Source organism: Treponema denticola (genome assembly GCF_024181645.1).
Taxonomy (GTDB): domain Bacteria; phylum Spirochaetota; class Spirochaetia; order Treponematales; family Treponemataceae; genus Treponema_B; species Treponema_B denticola_A.
This window is the reverse complement of record NZ_CP058624.1, coordinates 313321-338018: the sequence shown is the minus strand read 5'-3', so window position 1 is coordinate 338018 and position 24698 is coordinate 313321. Positions and strand designations below refer to the sequence as shown.

Annotated in this window: 22 protein-coding genes and 1 pseudogene; 10 read left to right on the top strand and 13 right to left on the bottom strand. The window is 39.5% G+C overall.

Features of this window, described 5'->3' with window-relative positions:
- Positions 1-195: 195 nt before the first annotated feature.
- The 13 genes and pseudogenes from HO345_RS01585 to HO345_RS01525 all read right to left on the bottom strand — a co-directional run bounded on the left by HO345_RS01585 (position 196) and on the right by HO345_RS01525 (position 11676).
- Positions 196-1632 (bottom strand): annotated as a pseudogene (locus HO345_RS01585) (hypothetical protein).
- Positions 1633-1961: 329 nt separating this feature from the next.
- Positions 1962-2606 carry a hypothetical protein gene (locus HO345_RS01580; protein ID WP_253683528.1) on the bottom strand — a complete coding sequence of 215 codons (645 nt, stop codon included), beginning with the start codon at positions 2604-2606 and terminating at the stop codon, positions 1962-1964.
- A 63-nt stretch (positions 2607-2669) separates the two neighbouring features.
- Complete coding sequence (locus tag HO345_RS01575; protein WP_253683527.1) at positions 2670-3554, bottom strand: YitT family protein; 885 nt, start codon at positions 3552-3554, stop codon at positions 2670-2672.
- A gap of 239 nt (positions 3555-3793) precedes the next feature.
- The gene (locus HO345_RS01570) at positions 3794-3994 is read right to left on the bottom strand and encodes a DUF3791 domain-containing protein (RefSeq protein WP_253683526.1); all 201 of its coding nucleotides are present in this window, start codon (positions 3992-3994) and stop codon (positions 3794-3796) included.
- Positions 3991-4464, bottom strand: coding sequence for a DUF3990 domain-containing protein (locus tag HO345_RS01565; protein WP_253683525.1), 474 nt, complete (start codon positions 4462-4464; stop codon positions 3991-3993). Before HO345_RS01565 ends, HO345_RS01570 begins: the two co-directional genes overlap by 4 nt.
- On the bottom strand, positions 4461-4691 hold the full coding sequence (locus tag HO345_RS01560) for a DUF3791 domain-containing protein (protein WP_253683524.1): 231 nt from the start codon (positions 4689-4691) through the stop codon (positions 4461-4463). Before HO345_RS01560 ends, HO345_RS01565 begins: the two co-directional genes overlap by 4 nt.
- Positions 4692-4739: 48 nt before the next feature.
- Positions 4740-6722 carry a replication restart helicase PriA gene (gene priA / locus HO345_RS01555; protein WP_253683523.1) on the bottom strand — a complete coding sequence of 661 codons (1983 nt, stop codon included), beginning with the start codon at positions 6720-6722 and terminating at the stop codon, positions 4740-4742.
- Between the two features lie 19 nt (positions 6723-6741).
- Positions 6742-7536: a uracil-DNA glycosylase gene (locus tag HO345_RS01550; protein ID WP_253683522.1), complete on the bottom strand. Its 795-nt coding sequence runs from the start codon at positions 7534-7536 to the stop codon at positions 6742-6744.
- A 9-nt stretch (positions 7537-7545) separates the two neighbouring features.
- Positions 7546-8451, bottom strand: coding sequence for an SPFH domain-containing protein (locus tag HO345_RS01545; RefSeq protein ID WP_366796647.1), 906 nt, complete (start codon positions 8449-8451; stop codon positions 7546-7548).
- Between the two features lie 155 nt (positions 8452-8606).
- Positions 8607-9461 (bottom strand): methyl-accepting chemotaxis protein, encoded by an 855-nt coding sequence (locus tag HO345_RS01540; protein ID WP_253683520.1) that lies wholly within the window; start codon positions 9459-9461, stop codon positions 8607-8609.
- Positions 9462-9472: 11 nt separating this feature from the next.
- The gene (locus HO345_RS01535) at positions 9473-10240 is read right to left on the bottom strand and encodes an oxygen-binding di-iron domain-containing protein (RefSeq protein WP_253683519.1); all 768 of its coding nucleotides are present in this window, start codon (positions 10238-10240) and stop codon (positions 9473-9475) included.
- A 120-nt stretch (positions 10241-10360) separates the two neighbouring features.
- A complete protein-coding gene (locus HO345_RS01530; protein ID WP_253683518.1) occupies positions 10361-11122 on the bottom strand; it encodes a class I SAM-dependent methyltransferase in 762 nt (253 codons plus the stop codon).
- Positions 11122-11676, bottom strand: coding sequence for a DJ-1 family glyoxalase III (locus HO345_RS01525; RefSeq protein ID WP_253683517.1), 555 nt, complete (start codon positions 11674-11676; stop codon positions 11122-11124). The genes HO345_RS01530 and HO345_RS01525 overlap by 1 nt, the downstream gene beginning before the upstream one ends.
- A 74-nt stretch (positions 11677-11750) precedes the next feature.
- Between HO345_RS01525 and HO345_RS01520 the strand changes: the two genes are divergently transcribed.
- The 10 genes from HO345_RS01520 to HO345_RS01475 all read left to right on the top strand — a co-directional run bounded on the left by HO345_RS01520 (position 11751) and on the right by HO345_RS01475 (position 24698).
- Positions 11751-12965, top strand: coding sequence for a response regulator (locus HO345_RS01520; RefSeq protein ID WP_253683516.1), 1215 nt, complete (start codon positions 11751-11753; stop codon positions 12963-12965).
- Positions 12952-14982 (top strand): response regulator, encoded by a 2031-nt coding sequence (locus HO345_RS01515; RefSeq protein ID WP_253683515.1) that lies wholly within the window; start codon positions 12952-12954, stop codon positions 14980-14982. The genes HO345_RS01520 and HO345_RS01515 overlap by 14 nt, the downstream gene beginning before the upstream one ends.
- A 63-nt stretch (positions 14983-15045) precedes the next feature.
- On the top strand, positions 15046-16260 hold the full coding sequence (locus tag HO345_RS01510; protein ID WP_253683514.1) for a divergent polysaccharide deacetylase family protein: 1215 nt from the start codon (positions 15046-15048) through the stop codon (positions 16258-16260).
- Between the two features lies 1 nt (position 16261).
- Entirely contained in the window at positions 16262-17278 is a 1017-nt protein-coding gene (tsaD, locus tag HO345_RS01505) for a tRNA (adenosine(37)-N6)-threonylcarbamoyltransferase complex transferase subunit TsaD (RefSeq protein WP_253683513.1), read from the top strand.
- A gap of 107 nt (positions 17279-17385) precedes the next feature.
- Entirely contained in the window at positions 17386-17775 is a 390-nt protein-coding gene (locus tag HO345_RS01500) for a hypothetical protein (RefSeq protein ID WP_253683512.1), read from the top strand.
- 39 nt (positions 17776-17814) lie between these two features.
- Positions 17815-18807: a radical SAM protein gene (locus HO345_RS01495; protein ID WP_253683511.1), complete on the top strand. Its 993-nt coding sequence runs from the start codon at positions 17815-17817 to the stop codon at positions 18805-18807.
- Positions 18808-18859: 52 nt separating this feature from the next.
- Complete coding sequence (locus tag HO345_RS01490) at positions 18860-19744, top strand: helix-turn-helix transcriptional regulator (RefSeq protein WP_253683510.1); 885 nt, start codon at positions 18860-18862, stop codon at positions 19742-19744.
- Positions 19745-19853: 109 nt separating this feature from the next.
- Positions 19854-21596, top strand: coding sequence for an ABC transporter ATP-binding protein (locus HO345_RS01485; protein WP_253683509.1), 1743 nt, complete (start codon positions 19854-19856; stop codon positions 21594-21596).
- On the top strand, positions 21589-23256 hold the full coding sequence (locus HO345_RS01480; protein ID WP_253683508.1) for an ABC transporter ATP-binding protein: 1668 nt from the start codon (positions 21589-21591) through the stop codon (positions 23254-23256). The genes HO345_RS01485 and HO345_RS01480 overlap by 8 nt, the downstream gene beginning before the upstream one ends.
- Positions 23257-23324: 68 nt before the next feature.
- A complete protein-coding gene (locus HO345_RS01475) occupies positions 23325-24698 on the top strand; it encodes an aldehyde dehydrogenase (RefSeq protein ID WP_253683507.1) in 1374 nt (457 codons plus the stop codon).

The following is a 24698-nucleotide window of genomic DNA, read 5'->3' as shown; positions in this document are numbered from 1 at the left end:
TATATCACAACTGTCCATGGCGGGTAAAGGCCTAAAACTCGTGATTAAAAAATATACAAGGAGGTATATTTTTTAATCGAGCTTCAAGATAGTCTCGAATACTGTTTTGACACACTGTCGAATTATGCTCCACGTCTGCCGTAGGTTAGTACTTCGGCCGGCGTAGGTTATAGCCTACGTCCGGCATAGATTAGGTTATCGCCACTCCCTATACCATTTGGCATCGGTGTTTTCGAATGTTAAAGTTCCCGAACGTGTGTCGAGTTTTGCGATGCGGTTTATGTTTGCAATTAGCTTATAATCATTTACTAACTCTAGTGATCTGAATATTGCACCGTCATCAGCGATATACAAGACGCCGTCTTCAAAGCCGATAATGCGCCGAGCCCCATAAAAGCGGTCTTGAGGCTCTCCAGTGAAACGATACACAGCAGTCCCACTGCCACCGGGATATTCTATATAGCTTTCCATACCGCCAAAGCCGTACCTGCCCGACTCGGTCATATGGCCGTCTTCGGTGTAGGTGTACTCAAGAACCCCGCCGTAAAAAATTTTGCTGCCTAAGCCGATGAGATACGGAGCGCCGATCGTAAAAACCATATACACTTTATTCCCGTACGCAAACATATCTTGGCATTGGCCGCTTTGGTGGGCAATGACTGGATCACCTGTTATGGGTATAATATCTTTTAAAGGATCTTGAACTGTTTGGTATATAATACCCCAATCAACCCCTGAACCGCCAGCAATTAGTTTACGCATTCTAAGTCTCTTCACCCCTCCATCAGTCTCATACGCGAACAAATACCCGTTATAGGCGGCAATAGCATGATACGAGCCTCCGGTGCCGCTGTCGGTAAGCAAAACTGCTTTTGGTGTATGGGGAGGAGCAGCATCATCTTTTATTTCGTAGATATTCCCGCCTTCGGTAACATACACCTTTCCCGTTTTTAAGTCGGTTGTAAGGCCTTTAACATCGACAGCAGAACCGATATTAGTAAGGTCGACCTGTTTATCAGAGCTGCCCTCGCTGGTATACCGCTGTATTTCAAAACCGTTGAAACCGTCGTGATATGCTGCATACAGCCGCCCCTTACCGTCCCTCGTACAAAAAAAACTATTACTGGGGGTGTTAGGACCCGGTTGTGTTATCTCAAGCGGAGTCCCGCTCATATTAAGTTTAAACGTGTATGGGTTGGTAGGGTCACTTTATATTGCTGAAAAAAGTACCGGACGCATGGACGCTATTACCTTGTTCAGTTTAACGGCAACCTCGTTATCGCCGCTTTCTACGGTTAGGCCGGTAAAGCCGGCCCACGTTGCCGACGGGGTTATAATAGAGACCTTTATGTGTATCGTTTCGCCTACCGGCAGAAATTGCGAAAAAACTTTCGGTTCGTCTTTTTCAAGCTGTTTTGTAATGGGCACGATAGAATTGCCTGTAATGTCGATTTGCATTGTGCTGTCCGAAAGGTTAGGAAGCCCGTTCGCCCCGATAGACCGCGCCGCACCATTTTCGAAGTCGAGTGTTACTATGCCGTATTCAGGAGCGGTAAGATTACAGGAAGTTTGCAATATCAGCACAGCGGTAAGCAATGCTGCCGCAAACAGTAAAATAACATTTTTTTTCATAAGTTTCCTCCTCGTATCGTAAAAGGTATAACTGCCGGCATTCCGTGCCGGTACATAAAGTTGAAAGCAAGCGGCGCCTTTTTAAGCCGCAAGGTTCAACAACTATACTTACAGTATAAAACAAAGTACCGATAAAATCAATAAGTTTATTCCCGGCGTTTTTGTAGGGGAAAAGAGATGCACTTGTCAGACGCAAGTTTGTTTTTTGTTTTTCAGTGTTCTAAAATTTTTAATACATGCCCCTCTCTCACATTTTTAGCAATGCTACACAGTAATCCGCATATTTTCTACAGGGCAAGACATTTGCAGGTGTATCCCAATCTTATTACTTATTTACCGAAAAAGCTGCGCTGCCCTGCTTTTACCCACCGTCCGGGACTTCGGGACAAGACCGGTGAAGCTATCTGATTGCATAACCAATCGGCAAAGACCTCATCTTCAAAACCTTCTAATTTTACCAAAAGAGTTTGTACGCCGGGAAGCTCGGTCTTTCTTATGGCATCAACCGTTTCTTCTGCAATGCGGGCAAAGGCGGCAGAAGCTGCCGAAATATTAGGATTACCGCAAGGAATATCCGCATCACGGTGAACAAAGATTAGCCGGCCTTGCGCTTTTTTAATATAGTAGTTTTTTAAAACAAGGGAAAGAGCTGCATTCGCAGAAACAAGATCGCTTATCGTCTTGTCTATAGAGAGGGCATCCGTCCCCGGATATATTTTGGAATAAGCAGGAGCATCAAAAATCAAAATCGACGTATCGGCTGCAATATTTATGTTTTTTAATTTAAGAGGAATAGCCTGAAGAGAAAAAAGAGAGGAGCGGTTCCATTCTATTTCGGTAGTAACACCGCTTTCTTTATTATCTTCCTTATACTCCGAACTCAAACAAACCTTTAAGCCCTTATCCCTAAGCTTATTCGCAAGCTCTTGTGAAAACTTTAATCTATTATCCGTAATAAAAATTCCTGAATCCATACTTAACTATACCATAATTAACTATCTGCCGTCAATGACTTATTTAAATCTGTAAGGATGAGTTTACTTTATTTTTTGCTTAAAGCCGAGACCGTAAACTTCCTGCATATCGCAGACCATAATAAAAGCCTTTTCGTCTATTTCGGTTATTATTTCCTTTGCCCTGACAAATTGAGCCCGGCTTACTACGCAGAGCAGAACAGGACGATCCTGCTTTGAATACATACCTTCTCCCTTAAGGAGGGTAACACCTCTTTCCAGCTTACTCATAAGGGCATCTCCGATTTCATCCGGCTTAGAGCTGACAATGAAAAAGCCTTTAAAGTAACTTAAACCGTCAAGAATCATATCCGCTATCTTTGTACAAAAGAAAAGAGCTATTAAAGAATAAAGCGAGGTGTTAGGATTATTATCTACAACACCTGCAAAGGCTACTATTACAAAATCGGCTATAGCCATTCCCTTTGCTATACTTAAACCCGGAAAATGCTTGTTTACAATAGCTCCGGCAAGGTCGGTTCCCCCTGTAGTAGCGCCTCGTTTAAACACAAGTCCCAACCCGACACCTAAGAGAATTCCTCCGAAGGTTGCCTGTAAAAAAAGATCATCGGTAAATACAAAATCTTGTGGTAAAACAGCCAAAACCCCCGAAAGCACCAAAATAGAAAGAAGAGTAAAAACAGCGGATTTTTTACCCAAAAGTTTTGCTCCAAAAATAAATAAAGGAACATTTATAATTAAATTCAATATATAAACTCTTATACCTGTCAGCTTTTCGATTGCAACCGACAAACCGCTGACACCGCCCGGAGCAATTGTTCCCGGAATAAGAAAAAATTGCAATGCAACTGCCGCAAGCACACTTCCAACCGTAACCCAAAAAATATCCAACAAGACACCTATAACAAACCTTGTGGAAAGATGTTTGGCAGATAATATTTTCTTCATAATATACATTCTCCAAATATAGAATTTTTTATACAGAGCAGATACGAATTTACAAACAGGAGTTATATTACACTATTTTCTTAAAAAAATCAACGGTTGATTTTGGAGAATAAAGGAAAAATATTTTACTCCACAAGGAGGGAACTATGACCATATCAAAGATTTTGGGGCTTTAATTCGTTCAGAATATGAAAAATGGCATAACAAGAATTCTTAATACAGCTTAAAGTGCATTTAATCTATTTTTCGCTCAAGAGCTCTTCTACAAGGTAATCATCACTCATACAGTGCATATCAGAAATTCCTTGCGACATCAATTTATATACATTAGAATGATAAAATTTTTTAAGGGCTGAAGCTAGGCTCAAGCCTGTCTTTTCTGCATAAAGGGTTACAATGCGTGCATATTTTTTTTGTAATAAAATAGGATGAGCCGTCATAGAGTTTCACTCCCTGTAAACTTTAAATACTTATCAATGACACACTGCTTTTTTAAGCAAATCTGCCAATTAGGTTTTTCATATTTCAGCCTTTTTATAACTTCCTTTTTATCGATTAAATCGGACAAAAAAAGTTCAATGGTATTAAAAACTTTATCGTTTGCAACACCGCCTTCAATTATATCGTAATCATCTGCCGGTTTACCGCTGCGGCAGCCGACTATAAAATCAAGCCATTTCTCATCATAATAATCAAATCTTAAAACCTTACATTCTTTATATGCAGAAGTATCAAACTCATAGCTTGAAATTACTCCCGTCTTTTTAAGAGTCATAAACTTTCGGCACCATTGTTTGGCCTGTTCATAATGAGGCGTTAAATAAAAACCTTGGCCGAAATCTACACGGCTTCTTGAATGGAGTACATCAGGCTTAATAATTTCAAGGTTTGACCCGTGATATAAAATCATATTTTGATACCTTTTTCTTTTGCAGCCGCAAGAATATCGTTTACAATATAATCCTTATCCTGTGTATGCAGTATATCGTAATTCGGTAAGATATAATCAAACAACAAGCTGCTTTTTTCTGCGAGAGCTGCATATACCTCACTACCGTCTTTTTTTAGTTTAAGGGCAATATTTTCTATACAAAAAATTGCAAATTCAAGGCTGTTTTTATCCGTTATTCTATCCATTCTGAATATATAATAGCATAGTTTTATTTTTTTTTCTATTCCTTTGTTTCACATAAGATTGACCGGATCGGTGTCCACCTCGATGTAGATGCCTGTCATAGGTTTATATTCTTTTACAAAACGGGAGGCGGCGTTTTGGATTAGGGGGAAATTTGAAGAGCGGAGCAAAATCTGCTGGCGGTGATTTCCGGCTATCATCGATAGGACACATTCAGAGGGTCCCATTATTTCGGCTTCGTCTTTGTTTTGTGAAGACAGAATATATTTTAGAATGTTTACGGCACCTTCTGCGGCCAGCTCGGCTTTTTTTAAGTCCTTGCTTCTAAAGACCAAACGAATCAGACGCTTAAAGGGCGGAAAATCCAAGAGCTTTCTTTGCCCGAGTTCATATTCATAAAACTTTTCGTACTCGTGATTTTTTGCACAGACAATCGAAGGATGATTAGGCTTTAGGGTTTGAATAATGACAAGCCCGTCCTCGCTGAACCGCCCTGCCCTTCCTGCCGCCTGAGTGATAAGTGCAAAACTCCTTTCGGCGGCTCTAAAGTCGGGCATTTGAAGCCCCGTGTCCGCAAGGATAATTCCGACCAGCCTTACTTTCGGAAAATTCAAGCCCTTTGCTATCATCTGCGTTCCTAGGAGTATATCTATTCTCCCCTCCTTAAAATCTTTTAAGCGGGTTTCAAGACTGTTCTTTTTGGAAACGGTGTCGGTGTCAATCCTCGCAACCGTGCAATCGGGGAAGGAGCGGGAAACTTCTTCTTCGATAAATTCCGTACCGACACCGGCATAGCCTATATCGAGGGAATTACATTCGGGGCAAAGAGAAGGCGGCCCTGCCTGCATTCCGCAATAGTGGCATTTCATTACATTTTCACTTTTATGAAAGGTCATAGGCACGGAACAGTTTTTGCAAAGCATCTCATAGCCGCAGGAACGGCATCTAAAAATATGGGAAAAGCCCCGCCTGTTCAAAAAAAGAATTGTTTGTTTTCCTTCATTTTTGGTTTTGCGTATTTCGCTTATAAGCCTGCCGCTCAGTGCACCCTTTAAGCCGGAAATATTTTCTATTTCGATTTGAGGGAGGCTGCCACCTGCAAGTCTTTTTGAAAGGGAAAGGAGCTTGATTTTTTTGTTTTGAATCATATTCCACGCTTCAAGCGATGGAGTTGCAGAACCCATTACCACGGGGCAATTATGCTTGACGGCCAAGTACATCGCAGTCTGGCGGGCATGGTAGCGGGGCACGGAGCCCGACTTATAGGAAGCATCATGTTCTTCATCGATTATGATAAGGCCTATGTTCTCAGCAGGAGCAAAGACGGCACTCCTCGCCCCGACAATCATAAGGGCTTCTCCCCGCCTTATCCTCATCCATTGGTTGAGCCTTTCGCTTCCCGTAAGGCCTGAATGCAAAACGGCAGCCTGAGAGCCGAAGCGTTTTACGGCCGCACTTATGACTTGGTGAGTAAGCCCTATTTCGGGAACAAGGTAGATGACGGCCTTGCCTTCCGCGATTATTTTTTCGGCGGCCTTCAAAAAAACTTCCGTCTTCCCTGAACCGGTTAAGCCGTATAAATAAAAGAATTCTTTTTTGTTTGAGTTTACGATTTTTTCGACGGCATCTTTTTGTTCATCGGAAAGAGAAAAATTCTTGTCTTCAAATTCGGCTCCCCATTTTAAGTTTTCAAAAGAAACTTCTCTTTTTCCCGAAGGAAGAATTGCGGAGAGGGCTTCGCCGAAGCTGCATATATAAAAGTGCGAAATCCAAGAGGCAAGTTCTATCTGTGCCTGCCCGAAAATTGTTTCCTTGTCGACCACTCGTTTAATCGGCTTTATTTTATCTTCGCCCACGGGGCTGTCTTTAGGAAACACATCGGATTCTTCTATTATAAAACCTATCAAATTTCTTGAGCCGAGTTGAACCGAAGCCCTTTTTCCGACAAGGCTTCCGCCTGCTTCTTCTATGTTTTTATAGGTAAAGCTTTGGTAGAGAGGAAGATTAAAGGCAAGAGTAAGCCATTTTGCCATAGGTGCCGCCTAGTTTTTCTCACTCAACTTGTTGAGGTAATTCGTTGAGGCGGGAACGGAAGAGTTTTAAGTCTTCCCATGCAGGGCGTTTTAAGTTGACATCTCTTAAAAGGGCACTTGGATGATAGGTCGCCATCAGGGGAATGTTTTGGTATTCAAAAAACTTGCCGTGCATCTTGCCTATTCCTTCTTGGGTTTTCAATAGGTTTTGAAGAGCCACCCTGCCGACCACAAGAATCGCCTTAGGCCTTATCAAGGCAATTTGGGCATTTAAATAATTTCTGCACGCAGCCATTTCATCGGGCAGAGGGTCGCGGTTATTGGGAGGCCTGCACTTTACCACATTTGTGATATAACAATTATGGGTGCGGTATAATTCGATGGCGGCAAGCATCTTATCCAAAAGCTGTCCGGCCTTACCGACAAAGGGGCGGCCTTGCGCATCCTCATCGGCTCCCGGCCCCTCGCCTATGACCATTACTTCTATCTTATTATCAAAATTGGAAAACTCGCAAGGCCCCTCGCCTGCAACCGTGTTATGCCGCCTCTCGCATAGACGGCAGGCCTTACAGGACGCAATTTGAGCATAGACCTTTTCAAGACTTTCAAAACCGCTTTCCGAATCTGCATTGTTTAAAGGAATTGTTAGGCCGGCCGCTTCGTCCGTTTCCGGTAGAGCGGTATCGGGGATAGCCGTCTCCGGGAGAACGGTATCGGCAAAATCTGGATATTCTTCATCGGTTTTAAAACCCGATAGATATTCCGAGGCTGTGCGGAAAAATGTATATAATGTTTTTTTTTCTTCGGCTTTCATCGGTAAAAACTATTGCCCGCCGCCTTGAGTACTGCTGACCTGAGCGCCGCTCATCTTAGCTTTAAGCTCACGCAAAGCCTTGAGGGTTTCGCTCGCATCGCTTCTAGCTACGGCCAAAAAGTCGATAAGCTGGGGATATTGCTTTAAAAGCTCGCCCCATTCTTTTAGATCATTCATTCGGAATTTTGAAGAGGCTGCGGATTTTCCTTCTTCAATCATAAGGTCGGTAAAGACCTTGCTCCTTGCTTTTTCATACTCCGAATAAACATCCCTTATTGTTGTATAAAGTTTTAAATCGGGAATTACAAAATCGGAAGAAAGCTCAACCGAAACAATTTCAATTTCGGTATTCTCCTTGCCTTTTAGATCCGAAGTGATTTTATCGTTAAAGGCCGCATATTGAAATTTCAGCTTTTCATATTCTTCAGGATTGGATAAAAAATACTCGATAAATTCGTTTGCGGATTTTTGAGCGGCTTCTTCAACTCTTGTTCTAATAAAATCGTCCAAATCGCCTTGGGTTTTTATCGAAGCGTTTTTTACAAGGTTTATTAAACTTTCAGGTTTTACGGAAGCCGAAATCTTTAGAGCAAACTTCCAGCGGAAATCGTTTTTTTGTTCCATCACTAAACCGAATTTATCCGCAGAAGGAAGGGCTCCTTCACTTTTATACTCAATGTCTTGGGCTTTTAAATTAAAGGTAAGAATTTTTGAATTAGTCGGAACAAGCCTCTCCCATCGCCACATAAATTCGCCCGGAATAATGAGCCTGTCGTGATAGCCCCCCGACTTTGAAAGCATCACACCGTAAGATCCGGCAGGAACTGAAAACTGCACCCACCCGAAAAAAAAGGCCGTGCCGCCTAAGGCAATCAAAACAAAAAGCCAAATTAAAAATGAAGTTCTTTTTTTCATGATATAAGAATAATAACACAAAAAACTCAAGGTTTCAAGAGGCCGATGAACAATGTACATCCATGTACATTGTTCATCTTCAAGTTTTAGCCTGCGGCTAAAACTTGCGAGCGTGGAACCACCGCCGTCCATGGCGGTTGGGAAATGTGTGTATCCTAGTTTTGCTGCAGCAAGGTTCCCAGATGTTCATGGCTTGTTTGGACTGCATCAAGAATAGTCGAGGTATCATGTAAAAAGCTATCGATCTTCTTTAATGACAAAAAGCCTTCCCTTATGGTAATATCCTGTTCCTTTATGGAGGCAGTTATCTCGGCCAGTGAAAAACCCGCTTCTTTAAGAGTTGCCGAGTTTTCATCAAAATTAGCCAATACGCCGTTGAATGATTTTCTGAATTTTGAAAAAAGTTCTATAAAACCGGTCATACTGTTGTTTATTTCATCAACCGATTTATTTAATTCTTCCAGTTTTGATTCGATTTTTTTTGCAAAATCGCCGGTTTGGGTTGCAAGAGAACGAACCTCATTGGCGATAATTCTAAAACCGTTTCCAACACTTCCGGCCCGGGCGGCTTCTATTGAAGCATTGATTGCAAGAATGCCGGTTTTTACGGAAACATCCTTAATACCAGACAACATATCCTCAACTTCCGCAGTCCTGTCCTTTAGCACCTCAAAAGCGGAAGCTGCATTTTCCGCATTTTCTGCAGTGACCTCAATTTCGTCAACACGCTCATGAATTTCTTCTTGAATTACGGTTCTTCTTTTTAAAACATTAGAAAGAATTTCATCTACATAATTGGCATTAGATGCAGAAGAACTACTTTCCTTTTGTATTTCTTCAAAGGCGGAAAGGATGGTATCAAACTTCTCCTGCAAATTATCCATAGCTTCTTCAATAATTTTAAACGAGTGAGAGGTTACAAAATCAAGAATAACGCCTTTATTATATTGTACAACAATCTTATCGATTAGATCACTAAAATTATCGGCAATGTTCTGTTCATCAGCCATAGAATCCCCCATTAAAATAGGTTTTCGATATAATCCGTACCGCATTTTAAACCGGAAAGCCAAGTTAAAAAATTATTTACCTGCTCATCCTTATATATTGCGCCATGCTGTGGAGCTATCATCAGCGGATTTAAACGGCGTATCGTTTCTACCCATTTGCTGACAATCTTATTGGAAGCCATATATCTGACGTGAAAACCCTCGATCAAAGGAATATGCTTTTCGAAATCTTCTACAAAGGAAGGCTCATCGTCATCATCAAAAACTGCGGCTCCTATATCTCCGCTAAAAAGAATACGGGAGCGTTCATCGTATAAACCGAATTGCCCCGGAGAATGCATAAAGTGCGAAGGAATACACTTCATATTTGAGCCTGAGAGAAGCGATATATTCATCCCTTTATCCGGTATCGGAACTATTCTTGAAAGATCGACTATACCGAAGTGAGGCATAAATCGAACCCAAAGCGAAGAAATATATATTTTAGCCTTTGTGATGCCCAGCCATAAAGCTATACCCGAAGAAACATCGGGATCTTGATGTGAGAAAAAGATTGTATCGATTTTATCAACGGAAATAAAGCGGCTTACGGCAGTAACAACTCTGGAAAAAAGATGTACTCCGCCCGGATCAAGAAGAACTCCTCTGCCCCTGTCTATAATAAGGTACTGCATTGTCTGTACAGCACCCTTTCTCTGTTTACTTTCCGAGCCAAGCCATATAAATTTATGATCTCCATCTTCATATAAAACAATACCGTCAATATCGTTATTTTCCATAATAAAACTCCTTATTGCGAGTCAACTCAAATTTACAAAATACAATATATCAACAATTTAGGTAATTTACAAGCATTTTATAAAAAGAAATAACAGTATTTTTATAGAAAAAAAATTAAGCTACTTTCTCGCTATGAGCACCATCGTTCTCGCCTTTTCGTTATAGGGCGAAAAATCAAAATCACCGTATATTTCTACCGAAGAAAAACCGGCTGCTAACATAAGCCTTTTTAACTCCACGGCGGAATAAAGACGCTGAACATAGGTGTGGTCGGCCTTCCTGCCCTGCTCATCATAAAGAATCCAGCGGGAGCGTAAACCTTCCCAAGCTCCTTCAACGGAATATTCGGTTAAGACCGTAAAACCGCCCCGCTCAAACCATTCGCCTTCGGTAAAATCCCGTACGGCAATTTCACGGCCCGTCATCTCGAGAATGAACCAGCCGTTCGGCTTTATGGATTGGGCTATATTTTTTAAGATTTGCATGTCTTCTTCGATTGTGCTGCAATACCCGAAGCTGGTATACATGCTTATCGCGGCATCAAAACCTTCAGGCCGGACAAATTTACGCAAGTCCCCCTGAATCAGCTCTATGTCGACACCTTCATCTTGAGCCGAATCCATAGCCGCATTTAAAAAGGGTCGGATTAAGTCGATGCCTGTAACCTTGGCCTTTCTTATTGCAAGCTCGATGGCAATCCTTCCCGGCCCGCAGCCTGCGTCCAAGATTGAGATTCCTGCATTATCCACAGGAACACCTATTATCCTTAAAATAGATTCCGCAACAGCAGGAGCCTCAGCCCATCTTTGCGTATCAAACATAATCGGAGCATACTCCGCCCAAAAAGTTTCGTTTTCAAACCAATCTGCAAGTTTTCCCATTATCGTGCTACCACCTCGGTTTTAAGTTTATTTAATGCGGTTTTTCCGCAAACAGCTTCTACAATTGCAAAGGCAAATTCTTCTGCCGCCCCTGCTGCACAGGCCGTTATTATGTTTCCGTCTCTTATAACACGCTCCCCTGCCTTGGGTTTTGTCTTCAAATCCTGTCCCATACCGGGATAGCAGGTATAGTTTTTTCCTTCTAAAAGGCCCCAAGAGCCCAGGGCAAGGGCCGGAGCCGCACAGATTGCAGCGACGATTCCCCCGCTTGTAAGGGTCTTTTTTACAAAATCTTTAACGGCTTCCGTTCCGGCCAAAGTGCTGCTGTTAGGAAGACCGCCGGGAAGAATAGCAGCAATCAGGTCTTCTTCAATTTGCACGGCTTCTTCCAACACAATATCGCAGGTTATAGGAACCTTGTGAGAAGAAACTATAGTTTTCCCTCCGACGCCGACAGTAATTAAATCTATACCGGCTCTTCTCAAATAATCTATGGGTGTAAGGGCTTCAACATCTTCAAATCCGTTTGCCAAAAATAAAAAAGCTTTTTTCATCCGTTCCTCCGATTTACAAAACAATCAAGTTGTACCAACTAGATAAGATTATTCTAATATGTTATAATCATAACATGAAACAAGTTTTATTGATAGGGATAGCCCCTACTTTACGCTATTATATTACAAAAAAATTACAAGATGTAGGCATTTATGTAATTTATGCCGAAACAGTTATAGAAGCCATTAATATTATGAAGCAGCAACCTGTAATGCTCATAATAATAGACTATAGTTTTAGCAGAGATGCCTTGTTCAATTTCTTTGCCGAAAAACAAAAAACACCGACCTTTGCTCCAATTCCTTCAATAGTATTGGGAAGAAAAATAGCCAAAGTCGACATAAGTCTGTTGGTCTCATACGGAGTAAAAAAAGTAATTTCAAAGCCTGTAAAAGTTGATGAACTTTTATCCACAATAGGCATAATTTTAGAGACGACATTTCCCATAGATCCCACACCCTGTATTTTGGAAACACGGGTAAATGAAGATGTTATATTTATAGAATTGGCACAAGGTTTAAACAGAGATAAACTTGAGCTTCTTCAATTTAGAATTATAGAACTCATCGAGTCTTATAAACTTGTCGAAGCTAAAATTTTAATTATATTGACCGACTTAAATTTAACCTATGCCGATACGGCTAATTTGGAATATTTGATAGATAACATCCTAGCCGTAAAAGTAGTGTCTCCTAAAAATGTAAAACTTCTTACCCTAAATCAATTTGTAACAGACTTCTTTTCGCAAAACCCCGACTATAAGATGATTGAAGTTGTAGGAAGTCTGGGGCAAGCCCTTTCGGCTCTTTTACAAACAACCGAAGATAAGAGAGCTGTGGCTCAAACAATGCTGAATGCCGACAATGAGCGCAATGAAAACACATGCAACCTTGAAACCCGATTTAAACTGGACATGGCCGAAAAGCTATCTATAGCTGTAGTGGATGATGATTTAGTGATCCGCAAAATGATGACCGCTATTTTTTCGGGATTAAATGCCGAAGTAACTCTATTTGAAAACGGAGAAGACTTTTTAAACAAAGTAGAAAATGATGTTTATGATGTTATTTTTTTGGACATGATTATGCCGGGCATGAGCGGCATAGATGTTTTAAATGTAGCAAAAAAGAAGGGAATCACAACTCCATTTGTTATTTTATCTTCTGTCACTCAAAGAGATTCAGTTATCAAAGCCCTGGAAAAGGGTGCTAAAAGATACATATTAAAACCCATAAAAAAAGAAACTGTTTTGCGCAAAATGGAGGAAGTTCTGGGTGCCTCTCTTTAATAAAAATATTTCAAATTTTAAACTGGGAAAATACTTAAACTCATCAAATGTAGCATACATAATCTTTTCGTCTGACTATATTCCTCTGTTTTGGAGTCCTGAAGCGGAAAGACTTTTACCGGAATACTTGGTTAAAAATACAAAAGAACGGATACACGACTATTTAAAAAAAGTCTTATCTGAAGAAGAGTATATTAGGCTTTCCGTATTTATAAAAAACAATCCCAAAACGGCAGTCTTTGAAGCCAAATTCGATAAGGCCCCAAATCTTTCAGATAAGACCACTTTAAAATTCTGTTATACTCAACAAAATGACGGCACTTTTTTTGTAACCATCGATGACATTACCAAACAAAAACTAAAAGAAGAATTTTTGATAATTGCAAAACAAGATGCCGAAAAAGCAAACAGTATGAGGAGTCTTTTTTTAGCTAATGTAAGCCATGAAATAAGAACGCCTATTCAAACCATAATAGGCATGATGGAACTTATAAAAGATACAAACTTGGATGAAGAGCAGAGCGAATACACCCGCCAAGTTAATTTTAGCGCCGAAGTTTTGCTTGCACTTGTAAACGACGTTTTGGATTTTTCAAAACTCGAAAGCGGAAATATGACAATGGAAAGAACGGTTTTTAACCTGACTGATTCAGTTGAGCAGACCGTAGATTTAATTTCGATGGAAGCTCATAAAAAAGGATTGGAAATTGTTGTAGATATAAGCGATAAGATACCCGATTTTATATACGGCGATCCTGCAAGACTGCAACAGGTTCTTTTAAACTTTGTAAAAAATGCAGTTAAATTTACTGAAAAAGGTTATGTTTCGGTTTCGGTAAAGGTGGTTCTTGAAGGTAATCCTAATAATATCGATACGGAAAAACGGTTCTCCATTCTTTTTGAAGTCGCCGATACGGGAATAGGAGTAAACACAGAACAAAAATCAAAAATATTCAATTCGTTTTATCAAGGAAGTGCCTCTATCAATAGAAAGTACGGCGGTACGGGATTAGGCTTGGCAATTTCTAAAAATATTATAACGATGATGAGGGGCAAAATAGGAATAAAAGATAATATTCCCGCCGGCTCAGTCTTTTGGTTTAAGATTCCCTTAGTTCCTTCAAAGAAAAAAGATCCCCATGAAAATATATTACTTGATAAGAGTACCAGATTTTTAATCGTCGATGATAATATGCAAACCAGAACTATTTTAAAGAGAATGCTTTTAAAATTCGGTTTTGAAGACATAGCCTTGGTTAGTTCCGGAGAGCAGGCACTCGAAATTATAAAAACTGCAGCCGAGCATAAAAACCCCTTCAATGTGGTATTCATAGATATGGTTATGCCTAAGATGGACGGATGGCGCCTGGGAGCGGAAATTCACAATGACGAACATCTTTCAGGCTCAAAACTTTTTTTGATGATTCCTGAAGGCAGCCTAGGACAGGATGCAAAGATGAAACTTTTAGAATGGTTTGACGGTTATCTTTACAAACCTGTAAAAGCAAGGATTGTTTTTCATCTGCTAAACAACCTCTACCGTAAATTAGCAATAACCTTAGGAAAAGACGACATTTCGGAACTTGAACCCCTGGAAGCAGGAGAGCAAAGTAAGCAAACGGAAACCGTACATACTTCCGACGAAGAGAACTTTTTCGGCTGTAAGGTTTTGGTTGTAGATGACCATCCCGTAAACCAAAAATTATTAAAAATTATTTTGGAAAAAACTAACTGTACTGTAAGCACGGCAAATGACGGAGAAAATGCCATTAAAGAGGCTGCAAAAGAAGAATTTGATATTATATTTATGGACATACAGATGCCCGGTATAAACGGATACGAGGCTACACAAATTTTGAGGGAAAAGGGATATTCAAAACCCATTATTGCTTGTACCGCAGGTTCTCAAGACAACGAACGAAAATTATGCGAATCTATGGGATTAAACGATATAATAAAAAAACCCTTTAACAAAAAACAGCTTTTTGAAATGGTAAAAAAACATTATAAAAAGTAGACCGAATGTGTCTCAAATTCTCCCCGATTGACAAAAGCCCCCTTAATGCTTATCTTCATACCTATGGCAAAAAAGAGCACTAAAACAGGAAAAACAACTAAACCGGCAAAAAAAACCGGAAGAAAGAGAAGAAAAAAGTCAAAAATTAACTATACCGGAACTATAGCCGGTTTTTTAGCGGTATGTGTAATAATGCTCGCCGTATTTTTGTTTATAATTCCTTCGGTAAAAAATAAAGATGAAACAGTGAATAAAACGCAAATTGCCAAGGAACAAGAAAAAATAAAAGAGGAAAAGCCTAAAACTGCCGAAAAGCCGCCTGCAGAAAGCAAGGCTAAAAATAAACATACCGAAAAAAGCAAAGAAGCTGAAACGCAGACCGCAAAAAATCTGCCTAAAGAAGCTGCAAAAAAGGCCGTACCCGATAAACTTAAAGAAAGTGAAACACAGACAGCAAAAGATCAGCCTAAAGAAATTGAAAAACCGAACAAAGAAACCAAGGCAAAAAAGCCTGAAAGTCCTATAATTACGGACAAGCCTAAACCTCAAGAACAAGAAAAAAAGCCCGACGTTTCGGCCTACCCTATTCAGGACCTGCCTGAGCTTCCTTCAAAGGGAAAACTTATTTTTGTGTTTGACGATGCGGGACACAACTTAGAACAGTTACAGTATTTTTTGGATTTACCTTTTCCCTGTACCATAGCCGTTTTGCCTAAGCTGCCTAATTCAAGGGAAACGGCAAAAAGAATAAGGGCTGCCGGAAAGGAACTCATCCTTCATCAGCCGATGCAAGCCGTAAACCCGAATATAGATCCGGGAGAAGGGGCCGTTAAACCCGGCATGAACCATGAAGAGATAAAAAAAATAGTAGCTTCAAATGTGGAAGAAATCGGGCCCATAGCCGGAATGAATAACCATGAGGGCTCTCTTATTACATCGGATGAAAAAGCTATGGAGGCAGTGCTTGAATTGTGCAGGGAAAAAAACATATACTTTTTGGATTCCCGCACCAGCTCAAAAAGCGTTGTCCCTCAAGTTGCAAAAAAGCTGAATATGAGCATTTGGGAAAGAGCCGTATTCCTTGATAATAAACGGGATAAGGCCTATATGAAAAAACAAATTATAGAAGGCTTGGAAATTGCCTCACAAAGAGGAGAAGCGATTATGATAGGCCACGTGGTTACCGTAGATCTTGCAATCCTTCTAAAAGAAATGTACTCCGATTTAACACAAGAAGGATATACATTTTCTACAATTTCAAAATCAAAAGGGAAATAAAATGAAGATATTAGGAATAGAAAGTTCTTGCGATGAAACTGCTGCAGCAGTCGTCGAGGACGGAAATAAAATTTTAAGCAATATTGTTGCAACACAAATTCCGTTTCATAAAATGTATAACGGCGTCGTTCCCGAAATAGCAAGCAGAAAACATACCGAATGGATTTTGCCCGTTGTTAAACAGGCCTTAGCAGAAGCCGGTCTGAGCCTTGAAGAAATAGACGGCATCGCCGCCACCGGAAGGCCGGGCCTCATGGGTTCCCTTTTAGTGGGGCTTACCTTTGCAAAAACCCTTGCATGGTCTTCAAATAAACCCTTTATTGCCGTAAATCACATGCTGGGACATCTATATGCAAGCCATCTGGAAAATGATATTCCCTACCCATATCTGGGGCTTTTAGTTTCAGGCGGGCACTCGATTATCTGCAAGGTAAATAACTTTGACGATATTGAAGTCCTCGGCACTACAATCGACGATGCTCCGGGAGAAGCCTTTGACAAGGTCGCCAAGTTTTATAATTTGGGATACCCGGGAGGAGCCGTAATCGACAAACTCGCCAAAAACGGAAATCCCAAGGCGGCTAACTTCCCCATGCCTATAATCCACAAGGAAGGGCATAAGTACGATGTTTCTTATTCGGGATTAAAAACTGCCGTTATAAATCAGATAGACCAATTTTGGAATAAGGACTTTGAAAAAACACCCGAGAACATTGCAGCCGCCTTCCAGACAAGGGCGGTAAAAATTTTGCTCAGGCCTCTTTTGGATGCTTCGATAGATACGGGCTTAAAAACGATAGTAGCAGGCGGAGGAGTTGCGGCAAATTCTCTCCTGAGGGAAAAACTTGCCGAGCACAAAGAATTAAAGTGCATATTCCCCTCGCTTAAATTCTGTACGGATAATGCGGCGATGATTGCAGGCCTCGGCTATCATTACCTAAAACGCGGAGACAGAACGCCCTTTACAGTCGAAGCCTCCGCCCGAGTTGAAGGCTTCAGCAAAAAAGGCAGGCAATAGGTAATTGATAAAAATCCTATTAGATTTTTATCAATTACCGACGAGTTTTTCATAAGTATTTCAATACTTATGAAAAACATCGCAAAGTTAATAGTAAGGAAGATATTATGGATACAATGGAAAAATTTTATTCGGATGCGAGCCGGCTTGTAGAAAAGCTAAATAAGGACGGAGACACAGCAGCCTTTGACGCCCGTCTGACGGAAATCTTTTGCAAAGCGGTTTCGCTTTACGATAAGCAGGCTCAAGTTTTGGCAAACGATTTTGCCGACTATTGGCTTTCGGCCTATTCGGAGGGCAGACAAAAAAAAGAAGATGCAGTCGAATGGTTCTATCAAATATTTTCTCTTATTGCAGGCAATTTTGAAAAAGACATGGACTTTCCGCAAGAAGACTGGGAGCAGATAAATTTAATTATTTCTTCCGAGGCTGAAAGTTTGGACATGGACCTTTTAAATTCGATAATGACGGTAATTGTCGAGCGCAAAAAAATATAAGAAAATCCGTAAAAAAACAGCCCAATGGACGCCTAATAAATGCTTTCTTTTGAAGATTTTAGTTTTAAAGAATACGATTCATGCACTCTCTGCCCGAAAAATTGCAAGGTAAACCGCAATAAGGGAGAAAAAGGCTTTTGCCGAGAAACAAGAGAGCTGCGCCTTGCATGGGCAGGACTCCACTTTGGGGAAGAGCCTCCAATCACGGGAGCCGGAGGTTCAGGCACAATCTTTGTTACGGGCTGCAACCTTCGCTGTTCCTTTTGCCAAAACTATCAGATATCCCAAGAAGGCATGGGAAGGGCTGTAAGCCTTGAAGAATTCGTAAACTTGTGTTTTATGCTCGAAAAAGAAGGAGCCGAAAACATAAACATCGTTACAGGCAGCCATGCAATCCCTGCAATAGCCCTCGGCCTAAAAGAGGCAAAAGGCCGAGGCTTAAAAATTCCTGTTGTCTGGAATTCTTCCGCCTATGAAGCCGAAGAAGCTATAAGCCTCCTTTCGGACTGTGTTGACGGCTGGCTTCCCGACTTAAAAACCTTAAACCCGCAAATTTCTTCTCAAGTTTTTTACGCACCCGATTATCCTGAAACGGCAACAAGGGCAATCCTAAAAATGGCCGGCCTTTCTCCCTTAAAAATCGGCACGGAAAACAAAGAAAAATATCCTTTAGGAAAACTTTACTCAGGCGTCATAGTCCGCCACCTTGCCCTCCCCTCCCGCATTGCGGACTCGAAGGCTGTCCTAAGATGGTTTGCAAAAAACTTAAGAGGCAGGGCTCTTATTTCGGTGATGACCCAATACACTCCGGTTAAAAGAACGGCCGGCATAAAAAACTATTCTCTCTTTGAAAACCGAATGTTAAGCCTAAAGGAAGACGAAACCTTAAAAGACCTCCTTTCAAGCTTAAAAATAGATGAAGGCTTTTACCAAGAGCTTGCCGCCTCCGATGACTGGCTCCCCGATTTTAACCGCGTACAAACCTTTTCATCGGAACTTTCAAAACCTTTGTGGCATTGGAAGTTAAACTAAACTTACAAAAAAGACTAGACAAGCTGAATAGAAAATATTAAACTCATTTTATATGAAAGAAAAAACAAAAGACGAGACCATTATAATAAAGTTATATGAGGGGATACATCTGGAAATATACGACACTTATACCGAGAAATCATATAGCTTAAAAGGAGAACCTAGGAATGTTTTTAGAATCGATTTCTGCTTTCAAGGGATTCTGGAAGGTCAATTTGAAAATCAAACTTTTTCGTATTTAGGAGAAAAAGAAACAGCTATAAATTATGAAAAACTTGCATTATCAAAAAGCTTTTTTCCACTGAAGTTTTATAAGGGTATAAGTATACTATTCTTTCTTGATAAAATAAATTCGAATTTCAAAAATACTGCACAATTATTTAATATAGATGTTGAAAAAATATGCAAAAATTTAGATTTGCAGGACGGATGGTATAAAATAAAAATTAATTCCGAGATATCTTATATAATGAATACACTGTATAAAAAACAAAGCTTGAAACATATAGAGTACTTTCAAATTAAATTATTCGAAATTCTATATCTTTTAAGTGTAATCAATACGGAAGAATACCAAAAAGAAGAATTTTATTCGGGTTATCACATCAATAAGGTAAAAAAAATTCATGAATATGCCGTTAATAATATAGATAAAAATATATCTTTTAAAAAGATGGTTAAAAATGAAAATTTAAGCTACACCATTTTTCAAAAATTATTTAAGCAAATTTACGGAGAAAGCCCTTACTCATATTTAAAAAAATATCGATTAAAAATTGCAGCATTTTATATTTCCTCTACCGATAGAAAAATTACCGATATAGCTATAAATTGCGGATACTTAAATGCAAGTAAATTTTCTGATGCATTTAAATCCGTTTACGGCATCAACCCAATCCAATACAGAAATGGAGAAAAACCTACAATAACTAAATAAAAATATCATTTTGGATTATTTTCAATTAAAATAGAGTAGAAAAATTTATCATAATTCAGTATAGTTAGCTAGTACTAGCTTTATAAAACGAAAGTGGAGATAAACAATTATGATGCTTAACAGAAGAGTTATCGAATTGACAAAAGGTATTAAATGCAGCATTTTGCTTAAAGCCCTATTGGGTGTTGCCGTATCGGGAACTTATGTAGCTCAGGCCGTCTTGCTGGGTAAAATAGTGGGACAGCTTTATTCCAAAGAAGAATTATCCGTGGTAATACAAAGTATCTTATACGTATCGGCAGTCATAGCATCCCGCCTTATTTTAATATATTACAATTCGGTTTACGGCAAAAAAATTATCGGCAAAGTAAAAAACATTTTAAGGCGCCGCATTTACGATAAACTGTTAAAACTGGGACCTGCATTTTTAGATGATGAAAGAACAGGTAAATTAGGCTCAACAATGGTAAGCGGAGTAGACTATTTAGAAGGGTATTTAACGCTATACATTCCGCAAATACTTGTGTGTGTAATTGCATGCGGTGCAATGCTCATTTATGTTTTTTCGCTGCATTATGTTTTAGGCATAATATCGACGGCAGCCTTAATCGCCGTATTGATTTCTCCCGTTGCTTTCGGGAAGATACTATCGGAATCTTCCAATGCACATTGGACGGCTTATAGAAATTTAACTGCAGAAATTTTAGACGGTATTCAAGGAATTACAACGGCAAAGGCGTATAATGCACAAGAGAGACTCGGAAAATTATTAAAAGAAAAAATGAGAACACTTTTTTCTGAAACTATGCGCAACTTAAAAGTAAACCTAGCCGAAATAGGTATTTCCAATTTTGCTTCCGGTATAGGTACAAGTTTTACCCTTGCCGTAGCAGCACTATTAACTTCTGTGCATATAATTCCCGCATCCTCATTACTTATTTTACTTTTTATGACCAACGAAGTTTTTAGACCAGCAAACGAATTGGCAGCATACTTTCATCAAGGCTTTATGGGCATAACCTCTATGGGAGGAATTTTTGCCTTACTTGATGAAGAAGAAAAAATAAAAGATGAGGGGACTAAAACCATTGACATAAAATCTGCGGATGGTTTTGAAATAAGATATGAAAATATTGAATTCGCTTACAGCGAAAAAAAGAATACGGTTTTTAAGAATTTAAATTTCACTGTTGCAAAAAATGAAAAACTTGCAGTTGCAGGAGAATCGGGAAGCGGAAAAACTACCATTGTAAATTTATTGTTAAGATTTTATGAACCTACAAGCGGAAGTATTTATATCAACGGTACCGATATAAAAGACTTGACATTAAAATCTTTGCGCAGTTTAATTACGGTAGTTTCGCAAGAAACCTATTTGTTTAACGGAACAATAAAAGAAAATCTTTTACATGCAAATGAAGATGCAGATGAGGAGAAGCTTATAGATGCGTGTAAAGCAGCAAACATTCATTCCTTTATTCAAAGTTTACCGGACGGCTACAATACAAAAGTCGGAGAAAGAGGACTTAACTTTTCGGGAGGGCAACGACAAAGAATTGCAATTGCAAGAGCCGTTTTAAAAAACTCACCGATTGTAGTTCTTGATGAAGCTACTTCCAGCGTGGATACCGAAAATGAAAATGAAATTAAACAAAGTCTTAATCACTTGTTAAGAAACAGAACAAGTATTACGATTGCGCACCGTTTAAATACAATAGAAAACAGTGATAGAATTTTGGTTTTGCACAGAGGAGAAATAGTAGAAGAAGGTTCTTACAAGGAACTTATTTTAAAAGACGGATATTACAAAAAACTTGTAGAAGCGCAACAAGGAGAAAATCAATATGTTTAAAGAAAAATATAAACCGCTTATAAAAATGACCAAATACATAAGCTTTTATAAAAAAGAATTTATCATTTCGATTATTTACGGAATATTTAACAGTGTTTTTGCTTTACTCACCGTTTTAACGGGCGCATATATAGCTTCAGCGGCTCTGTTTAAAATGAGCACAGGAAAAATACTTTATCTTTTTATACCGCTGATTATTTTTATTATCGGCAAAGGACTTTTTGCCTTTTTGGAAATGTACGAATGTCATTTGGTCTCATACGGTGTAATCGAAAAAATAAGAAACCTTTTATATGATTCGATTTCTAAAACGGCACCGCAATCCACAAGCAAAAAAAGAAGCGGAAGTATTACCTCTGTGTTTGTCGAAGATGTTGAAGCCACTGAAGTTTTTTATGCTCATACCGCAGGCTCTTACATAATTGCATTTGTCTGCACCGTTCTTTATCTTATTACATTAAGTTTTCTTTCATTTAAAATAAGTGCAGCCGTTTTTGCCGCCTGTATTCTTGTTGCAGCCGTTCCGTATTTTTTTAATCCTATTACAAAAAAAATCGGAGAAGAGATACGTGACGGTTTGGCTGAGGTAAATGCCGAAGCTGTAGATACGGTTCAAGGTTTACGTGAGATTTTAATTTTCGGCAAAGAAAAAAAATACATTGAAAAGGTTGCCGCCGACACCTTACGCTTAAATAAAAAAGAAATACGGGACGGGAGATTTAAGGGCTTACACAGTTTGGTAATAAACTTAATTACCTCCGCCGTTTTAATTTCAACAATATTACTTGCTCATTCGGAAGTAATTGCAGGCTCGTTAAAACCCGAAATGGTTTCGGTTGTTATAATATTTTCTCTTTTTGCCTTTGTGCCGATAATGAGCGTTTCGGTTACGGCAGGATCTATGAATATTTCAAATGGAGCGGCAAAAAGAATTTTGGATATATTAGAAGAAGAACCGGCCGTTAAAGACAGAGTGCCATATATTCCGCAAAACAAATATTCGGTTAAGGGAAACATAGAATTCAAAGATGTAAAATTTTCTTACGAAAAAAATACCGAAGTTTTGCACGAAGTTAATTTTACGGTTAAGGCCGGTGAAAGCATTGCTCTTACGGGTGAATCGGGAGCGGGAAAATCTACAATAGCGAATTTACTTATGCGCTTTTACGAACCTGACAGCGGAGCAATTTATATTGACGGAAAAAACATAAAAGACATACACCAAAATTCCCTGAGGGATATAATCGCCTATGTACCGCAGGATGTTTATCTTTTTAATAAAACCATAAAAGAAAACATTTCCCTTGCCTGTCCCGATGCAAGCGATGAAGAAATTAAACAATCTGCTAAGGTTGCGATGGCTGACGGCTTTATTAAAAGGCTGGAACAAGGCTACGATACCAATGTCGGTGAGCGGGGTGTTCAGCTCTCAGGCGGAGAAAAGCAAAGAATTGCTATAGCGCGTGCCGTCTTAAAAAATTCTCCTATATTACTGATGGACGAAGCCGTTTCCAATCTGGATAGTGAAAGCGAAGTACTATTCCGGCAAGCCCTAAATAATATCCGCAAAAATAAAACTATAATAACGATTGCCCATCGTCCTTCTACAATAAAAGAGGCTGACAGGGTTATAAAAATCGAAAACGGAAAAATAGCTTAAAATTTCAGCCTTGAATTTTATTCGGTTTATATGTATAATGCTTCGGCAAAATATTGCCGGAGCACATAATGAATCAAGATATAGAAACAATCGTAAAAAATTGCAGGATTTTTTTTGAAACAAATAAAACAAAAAGCTATGAGTTTAGGATTTCTCAATTATTAAAATTGCAGGAAGTCTTAAACCAAAACAAAAAAGAACTTTTAAATGCCCTTTATTCCGACTTACACAAAACCGAAATGGAAGGCTTCTTTTCGGAATTTGCTATCGTGCGCGGAGAACTTAAATTTGCAATCAAGCACTTAAAAAAATGGATTAAACCTAAAAGGGTTCCGACCTCGATTGCTCATTTTAAAAGCTCAAGCAAAATAATGTATGAGCCCTTCGGCACCGTACTCATCATGTCGCCATGGAACTATCCTTTAAATTTAACCCTTGCTCCCTTGGTCGGTGCCATTGCTGCAGGGAACTGTGCCGTTGTAAAGCCCTCAAATTATTCGCCTGCAACATCGGAGGTTATAAAAAAAATAATCTCCGAAAACTTTCCGCCGGAATATATATCGGTAATTACCGGAGGGCGGGAAGAAAACTCAAAACTTTTGGAGCAGCGCTTTGACTACATCTTTTTTACGGGCGGAACAACTGTCGGCAAACTCGTAATGGAAGCGGCGGCCAAATATGTAACCCCCGTAACCTTGGAGCTCGGCGGAAAATCTCCCTGCGTAGTCGAAAAATCGGCAAACTTAAAAGTTGCAGCCCGCCGAATAGCTTTTGGAAAATACCTTAACGCCGGACAAACCTGCGTAGCCCCAGATTATCTTTTAATTCAAGATGAGGTAAAAGAAAAATTTATCGAAGAATTAAAAGAGGCTTTAAAAGAATTTTTCCCCACGGAAACCTATTTGGACATGCACCTTCCACACATCGTAAACGAAAAACATTTTGACCGCCTCATGGGTTTAATTGAAGGAGAAAAAATAATCACGGGCAGCAATGGAGAAAAAAACAGAAAATTTATTGAGCCCACGGTTTTGGATAATATCACCTTTGATTCCAAAATAATGCAGGAAGAAATTTTCGGGCCCATACTTCCCGTAATAAGTTTTAAGACAATAGAGGAAGCAATTAAACTGATTAAATCCCGCGAAAAACCCCTAGCCTCTTATCTTTTTACAACCGACTCAAATATAGAAAAGAAATTCCTCAATGAAGTTTCTTTCGGGGGCGGCTGTATCAACGATACGATAGTCCACTTGGCAAGCGATTACCTTCCCTTCGGAGGAGTCGGCTTTAGCGGCATAGGAAAATACCATGGAGACGAAAGCTTTAAAGTTTTCAGCAATGCAAAAAGCATCCTAAAAAAATCAAACCTCATCGACATTAAACTCCGCTATCATCCTTATTCCGAAAAAAAATTAAACATAATAAACAAGATGATGTAG

Coding starts and splice junctions, on each gene's coding strand:
- HO345_RS01580 (WP_253683528.1), bottom strand. CDS start 2,606: ATGGATTCAGGAATTTTTATTACGGATAATAGATTAAAGTTTTCACAA.
- HO345_RS01575 (WP_253683527.1), bottom strand. CDS start 3,554: ATGAAGAAAATATTATCTGCCAAACATCTTTCCACAAGGTTTGTTATA.
- HO345_RS01570 (WP_253683526.1), bottom strand. CDS start 3,994: ATGACGGCTCATCCTATTTTATTACAAAAAAAATATGCACGCATTGTA.
- HO345_RS01565 (WP_253683525.1), bottom strand. CDS start 4,464: ATGATTTTATATCACGGGTCAAACCTTGAAATTATTAAGCCTGATGTA.
- HO345_RS01560 (WP_253683524.1), bottom strand. CDS start 4,691: ATGGATAGAATAACGGATAAAAACAGCCTTGAATTTGCAATTTTTTGT.
- priA (WP_253683523.1), bottom strand. CDS start 6,722: ATGGCAAAATGGCTTACTCTTGCCTTTAATCTTCCTCTCTACCAAAGC.
- HO345_RS01550 (WP_253683522.1), bottom strand. CDS start 7,536: ATGAAAGCCGAAGAAAAAAAAACATTATATACATTTTTCCGCACAGCC.
- HO345_RS01545 (WP_366796647.1), bottom strand. CDS start 8,451: ATGAAAAAAAGAACTTCATTTTTAATTTGGCTTTTTGTTTTGATTGCC.
- HO345_RS01540 (WP_253683520.1), bottom strand. CDS start 9,461: ATGGCTGATGAACAGAACATTGCCGATAATTTTAGTGATCTAATCGAT.
- HO345_RS01535 (WP_253683519.1), bottom strand. CDS start 10,240: ATGGAAAATAACGATATTGACGGTATTGTTTTATATGAAGATGGAGAT.
- HO345_RS01530 (WP_253683518.1), bottom strand. CDS start 11,122: ATGGGAAAACTTGCAGATTGGTTTGAAAACGAAACTTTTTGGGCGGAG.
- HO345_RS01525 (WP_253683517.1), bottom strand. CDS start 11,676: ATGAAAAAAGCTTTTTTATTTTTGGCAAACGGATTTGAAGATGTTGAA.
- HO345_RS01520 (WP_253683516.1), top strand. CDS start 11,751: ATGAAACAAGTTTTATTGATAGGGATAGCCCCTACTTTACGCTATTAT.
- HO345_RS01510 (WP_253683514.1), top strand. CDS start 15,046: ATGGCAAAAAAGAGCACTAAAACAGGAAAAACAACTAAACCGGCAAAA.
- tsaD (WP_253683513.1), top strand. CDS start 16,262: ATGAAGATATTAGGAATAGAAAGTTCTTGCGATGAAACTGCTGCAGCA.
- HO345_RS01500 (WP_253683512.1), top strand. CDS start 17,386: ATGGATACAATGGAAAAATTTTATTCGGATGCGAGCCGGCTTGTAGAA.
- HO345_RS01495 (WP_253683511.1), top strand. CDS start 17,815: ATGCTTTCTTTTGAAGATTTTAGTTTTAAAGAATACGATTCATGCACT.
- HO345_RS01490 (WP_253683510.1), top strand. CDS start 18,860: ATGAAAGAAAAAACAAAAGACGAGACCATTATAATAAAGTTATATGAG.
- HO345_RS01485 (WP_253683509.1), top strand. CDS start 19,854: ATGATGCTTAACAGAAGAGTTATCGAATTGACAAAAGGTATTAAATGC.
- HO345_RS01480 (WP_253683508.1), top strand. CDS start 21,589: ATGTTTAAAGAAAAATATAAACCGCTTATAAAAATGACCAAATACATA.
- HO345_RS01475 (WP_253683507.1), top strand. CDS start 23,325: ATGAATCAAGATATAGAAACAATCGTAAAAAATTGCAGGATTTTTTTT.